General features: G+C 44.2%; 6 protein-coding genes. All 6 read left to right on the top strand.

Annotated elements, in window-relative coordinates:
* The first annotated feature begins 135 nt into the window (after window positions 1–135).
* The 6 genes from HWQ37_RS14970 (at window position 136) to HWQ37_RS14945 (ending at window position 5,850) form a co-directional block, all read left to right on the top strand.
* A complete protein-coding gene (locus HWQ37_RS14970; protein WP_292748388.1) occupies window positions 136–504 on the top strand; it encodes a PEP-CTERM sorting domain-containing protein in 369 nt (122 codons plus the stop codon).
* A 311-nt stretch (window positions 505–815) separates the two neighbouring features.
* Window positions 816–1,202, top strand: coding sequence for an ester cyclase (locus HWQ37_RS14965; RefSeq protein WP_292748387.1), 387 nt, complete (start codon window positions 816–818; stop codon window positions 1,200–1,202).
* Window positions 1,203–1,560: 358 nt separating this feature from the next.
* Complete coding sequence (locus HWQ37_RS14960) at window positions 1,561–2,223, top strand: VOC family protein (RefSeq protein WP_292748386.1); 663 nt, start codon at window positions 1,561–1,563, stop codon at window positions 2,221–2,223.
* 100 nt (window positions 2,224–2,323) lie between these two features.
* Window positions 2,324–2,986: a VOC family protein gene (locus HWQ37_RS14955; RefSeq protein ID WP_292748385.1), complete on the top strand. Its 663-nt coding sequence runs from the start codon at window positions 2,324–2,326 to the stop codon at window positions 2,984–2,986.
* A gap of 206 nt (window positions 2,987–3,192) precedes the next feature.
* Window positions 3,193–4,134, top strand: a complete 942-nt coding sequence (locus HWQ37_RS14950) for an NADP-dependent oxidoreductase (RefSeq protein WP_292748384.1) — start codon at window positions 3,193–3,195, stop codon at window positions 4,132–4,134.
* 63 nt (window positions 4,135–4,197) lie between these two features.
* Window positions 4,198–5,850, top strand: coding sequence for a GMC family oxidoreductase (locus tag HWQ37_RS14945; RefSeq protein WP_292748383.1), 1,653 nt, complete (start codon window positions 4,198–4,200; stop codon window positions 5,848–5,850).
* Window positions 5,851–6,045: the final 195 nt, after the last annotated feature.

Raw genomic sequence — 6,045 nt, 5'->3', positions numbered from 1 at the left:
CCTGCTTCATAGTCTTTTTAATTTGTCAATTACTTTTACTCGACCGGCGCTCTAGAAGGAACATCATTACTCGATCCCGATTTAAGAGTTGACTTTTTAAATGGTGCTAAAAATTCCCTCAGCTTTGGTTTTGCTGTGGATAGCTTTGAAGGATCAAATACCTTTGCAGCTTTCAACCTTTTTGATGCAAATGGAAACTCGTTGGCTTCTGCCCAAGAGTTAGCTGTTCTGGGAACTAGCGACTTTCCAGAAGGAGAGATACAGCTTAATTTCTCAGGAGTAGCGGCTTATGGGACATTCAACTTTAGCAGTGATTTCGGGCGCTATATTATTGACAACTTTGAAGGAAATTTTGGCTTTACCGAAGTTGTAACTTCCGTTCCCGAACCCGCTACTATTCTCGGTTCAGGAATAGCTTTAGGCGTTGGTGCGCTCTTTCACAAAAGAAAGCGGAAGCGGGGCGGAATGGCACTAGTAGTCTGTCCCAAAAGTTTTGAGAGGTGAATCAGTTTTAAATTTATCTTCTTTACCTCTTAACTTTGCGCTCTTTGCGTCCTTTGCGGTTCGTTTTCTTAACCCATCAGAATTAATGACATAGACTACTAGTTAAGATACAGCCCTTGCCCTGACTGGTTCCCAGCCTCTAGGCTGGGAAACCATTCTGGGAGGCTCCGCCTCCTCTTTCTTGACCGGAGGCGGAGCCTCTTACATTCCCAGCCTTGAGGCTGGGAACGAGGCTACACAGGCTTTTAGGCTTTTCTTAGTGCCATGCGATCGAGTCTGACCTAAAAATTATCGACTGAGGAAATATTGCTATGACTACCGAGCAAACTTTAGAACACAACAAAGCATTCATCCGAAATCATTTTGAGGAGTTCGTTAATCGGAAAAACTCGGCTATTGCTTACCAAAACTTCGCACCAGATTACTTAGATCGTGATGAACCTTATGGAGAATCAATTGGTTTTGAACCTGCTAAACAGATGATTGAAGAGGTCTACTTGAAATATCCCGATTTGCACGTCACCATTGAGGATATCATTGCTGAAGGTGACAAAGTAATGGTGCGTAACGTCTGGCGTGGAATAGATTCTTCGACGGGCAAAAAGATCGAGTTCAAAGGTTTTGTACTTTGGAGATTAGCTAACGGCAAAATTGCCGAGCGTTGGGCAACGATTACACCTCCTTATGAAATTGCTTAGAATGAAACAACTAGTATAAGAATCTTTATTTTTGGTCTATCCAGCATAATTAATAGTTAAAAAATTAGGTATTGTAAGATGTGTTAGACGGAATGTCCTAACGCACGATTTACAATGATTTATTACCGTACTTTCGGCGTTAACACAACGCCATTTTGCTCAAATCGGGAAATCCTTTAAAAAATCAAATAGGAACCCTATATCATCGAAAAAACATAGGATTCTTAGAGAACCGAAAAAAATTAAACTTGTTCAAAAAGATAAACCATTGTAAATGTTTTTTCCTAGTCCTTATACTCAATCATAAATATCAGAGTAAAAGCAAAAATTATTTTACATGAAAGACAAATATCAAACAATGCAAACAATTCAAAATAAATCTTTCACACGTCGGAAGTTGCTGGTGGGGAGTTCATTTTTAACAGGGTTAATTGCAAGCAGCACAGCCTTCTTCACCCTTGGCAGTAAACCCGCATTGTCGAAAGACCCACAAGAATCAGGAGAATATTTAGGGACCTGGAAAAAAAAGAAAATACATCGGATAGAAGGGCCGGGTTTGCATCATTTTGCCCTGCTTTCCTACGATATCGACGCAACAATCCGCTTTTATGAGCAAGGTTTCGGTGCGCGTAAAAGGTATGATTGGAACTCTGCTAAAACAATTCTTCCAACAGGCGAAGTTTTCAACGTCATTGGACGGCTTCAACTTATGGATATGGGCGACGGTAATTATGTAGAAATCATTTCAGGAGGTAAACCTGCCAGCGAACGAGTCGGATATGATGTATGGAATCACATAGCTCTGCGTTGCGACAACACCGACCGTTACTACGAGCGTGCCATAAACGCTGGAGCAAAACCTTATAATTTCGTGTACAAAGACCAGATTTGGGACGGGCGACCTGCTGACTTCGAGGTGAGTGGTAGTCTCTACGGCGAACCAATCATTAATGTTCGCCTTGCCTATTGTCGGGGCATTGACGGCGAGCTAATTGAGCTGATTCAAGGCAACCTGCTTTAACTACATAGGTGCATTAGTACTTAGTGTGATTCACCTAGATACGAGCCTGGTCTAGGTTAAGAAGTAAAAATTAACTGACATGAAAGACACAGATAAAACAATGCAAAGAAGCCCAAAGAATCCATTCACACGCCGAAAATTGCTGATTGGGAGTTCATTTTTAACAGGTTTAGTTGCAAGCAGCACAGCCTTATTCACCCTTGGCAATAAACCCGCATTGTCGCAAGATCCACAACAATCAGGAGAATATTTAGGGACATGGAAAAAAAAGAAAATACATCAGATAGAAGGGCCGGGTTTGCATCATTCTGCCCTGCTTTCCTACGATATCGACGCAACAATCCGCTTTTATGAGCAAGGTTTTGGTGCGCGTAAGAGGTATGGCTGGAACTCAGCCCAAACAATCCTTCCAACTGGGCAATTTTTCGACGTACTCAGGCGCGTTCAACTTATGGATATGGGCGATGGTAATTACGTAGAAATCGTTGCCGGAGGTACACCTGCCAACGAGCGAGTGGGATATGATATATGGAATCATATAGCACTGCGAGCCGAAAACACCGACCTTTATTACCAGCGTGCCATAAACGCTGGTGCAAAACCCTACAGTTTCGTGTTTAATGACAAGACTTGGAACGGCGAACCTGCTGACTTTGTTCTGAGTGGCGATGCGAGCGGCCAAGCAACTCTTAGCGTCCGACTTGCCTATTGTCGAGGCATTGACGGTGAACTCATTGAGATGGTTCAAGGAAAAGTACTTTAACCACAGAGCAAAATATCTCTCAAACTCTCATTTCTCAGCGTCCTCTGCGCCTCTGTGGTTCGATTTCGCTTATAAATGTATAATCTTATACATTTACATAGTGCGTCACTACTTGGTATAGATGGCTTGATAGTTAGCGGAAAAATACCTAATCAAATCCGCACAATAAGTTCTTTGAAGACCTCAATCAAATCAGGATACAAACTATGGTGACAACAATGAAAGCAGTCCGCATACATTCTTATGGAGAGTCAGACGTACTTCTTTATGAAGATGCACCCCTTCCTAGCCCCAACGCAGGTGAAATACTGATTCGTGTGTATGCTACAACTGTCAATCCTTTAGATTGGAAAGTCCGTGCTGGATATATGCGCTCTATGATGGACTTTCCTATGCCGATAACTTTGGGATGCGACCTAGCTGGCATTGTCGAGTCTGTCGGGACAGGGGTTACAGACTTTAGAGTTGGCGACGCTGTTTATGGGATGCCCCAAGCAGAGATTGGTATGTATGCAGAATATGCAGTGGTACGCGAATCTGATGTCGCAGCAAAGCCCAAATCCTTAGACTTCATTGAGGCAGCTTCAGTACCGGTAGCGGCGCTGACTGCTTGGCAGTCATTATTCGAGGTAGGTAATTTAGCTCCGGCGCAAACTGTTCTGATCCACGGAGCAGCCGGTGGAGTTGGTTCGATGGCTGTCCAACTAGCAAAGACCAAAGGATCTCGCGTTATTGGTACCGCCTCAGCGAGCAACCTCAAGTTTGTACGCGATCTTGGTGCTGATGAAGTGATTGATTATAAAGCAGCACGTTTTGAAGATGCGATCAAAGATGTGGATCTTGTGTTGGATTTGATCGGTGGTGAAACACGAGAACGCTCTTGGCAAGTTATCAAAAAAGGTGGCACTTTGGTGTCCACCGTTCCACCTTTCCCGTCTGACGAAGACGGTGCTAATTATAGTGTCAACGGAAAAGGAATTGCAGTCCAACCTAGCGCAGAGCAATTGAGAGCGATCGCTACTCTGATTGATACCAGAAAGCTCAAGACCTTAGTTGACAGAGTTTTGCCCCTTTCTGAGGTGCGTCAGGCTCATGACTTGAGCCAAAGCGGTCATGTGCGCGGGAAAATAGCTCTCCAGGTCAGATAATCCTTAGAATCAATCCGAAAAGTCTTCAAAGTTAAACAAATCGTTCAATTTGAGTTAAAAAGTATGAGCAATCAAACCTTTGACTATATTATCGTTGGGGCTGGTACAACAGGCTGTGTCATTGCTAGCCGCCTAAGTGAAAACCCTGGTATTAATGTTCTTCTGCTAGAAGCAGGGGATACAGATAACAAACCCGCTTTCCGTAATTCGGACTTGCGCTCTTTTTTCACAGACGCATGGAACACGGAAGCTGATTGGCAGTATGTCACTGAGGAGGAAAAGTATATTAGTGGACGCAAGCTGCCCATTTCACAGGGTAAGGTTGTAGGCGGTGGCAGTTCAATCAATGGCATGATTCATGTACGGGGTAGCCGACACGATTACGATTACTGGAACTATCTGGGCTGCGAGGGCTGGAGCTATCGTCAGGTGTTACCCTACTTCAAAAAAATGGAAGACTATCAGGGCGGTGCTTCCGAATATCATGGAGTTGGCGGCCCAATTCGGATTGTTGACTATAAGAACCCATCCCCTATTTCTCAAGCCTTCATAGAAGGAGCAGTTGAACTAGGATTCAAATCTCCACCCTGGGATTTCAACGGTGCAGAGCAAGTGGGTGGCGTAGGTATGTATCAATTTGCCCACACTAAAGACGGCAAGCGATGCAGTGCTTCTGTGGCATACTTAGAACCGGCTCTCAACCGTCCGAACTTAACGCTCCAGACAAAAGCCTATGTAACTCGTATTTTGTTGGAAGGCACACGTGTTACAGGAGTCGAGTATCTCCAAGAAGGCATCTTACATACGGTTGTGGTAGAGCGTGAAGTTATCTTGAGTGCTGGGCCATTTGTTTCACCCAAGTTGCTGATGTTAGCAGGGATTGGCCCGGCTGACCACTTGAAGGCACATGATATTGCTGTTGTAGTAGATTTGCCAGGAGTTGGAGAAAACTTGCAAGATCATGTACTGCTAGATATTGGATATGAATGCAAACAGGAACAGCCTGTACCACCTGTAATCACCGAAGTTGGTTTATTCACTCATAGCCGTAGTGGTATGGAGGATACCGCACCTGATTTACAGTTCGAGTTCAGTCCCTTTATGTTTGGCCAACAAGAGCTTTTTATTGGGGGTACACATTTTAACTGCGTACCAACCCTTCTACGTCCACATAGTAAGGGCAGTGTCACCCTGCGTTCCAAAAATCCAAAGGATCTGGCAGTTGTTAGAACAAACTATATGCAGTTTGATATTGATATGGAAACGCTGATGAGGGGGATTGAACTCAGCCGTGAAATAATGAGTACGCCTCCCTTCGAGAAGATGGGCATTAAAGAATTATCACCCGGATCGCAGGTCAAAACAAAACAACAATTACGTGAGAGCATCCGTCAATTGTGCAGAACCGAGTGGCATCCTTCATGCACCTGCAAAATGGGGCGTGATGCTATGGCGGTAGTAGATCCGCAATTGCGAGTGTACGGAATTGAGGGACTGCGGGTAGCAGATGCTTCCATTATGCCAGCAGTTGTAAGTGGGAACACGAATGCTGCATGTCTGATGATTGGTGAAAAAGCAGCAGATATGATTTCCCAAGGATCGGATTTGAGGTTACAACGTTTCAGTAATGAGCCGTCTCCTTCTTCCTTGCCTCTGGGACTGCATTCCCAACTCGAAAAAGAGTCAAGAGTAATTGCTCTGGCTGATAAAGTTTGAAGGTAAAACCTAAGCCAATTCGTAATTCGTAATTACTATTACGTAAGGGTTTTAGACATTTCAAATGGTGAGACAGCTCCATATTGGGGGAATGGCACGCTTGTAAAGCCCAAAGACTTATGTAGCCTCGTTCCCTACTGGATTATCATTTTCTGCTGACTACTACAAACTTAGCCTCGTTCCCAGCCTGGAGGC

Source organism: Nostoc sp. NMS4 (genome assembly GCF_017115095.1).
Classification (GTDB): Bacteria; Cyanobacteriota; Cyanobacteriia; order Cyanobacteriales; family Nostocaceae; genus Nostoc.
The sequence above is the reverse complement of the archived record's forward strand: the minus strand, read 5'-3'. Positions and strand labels throughout refer to the sequence as shown.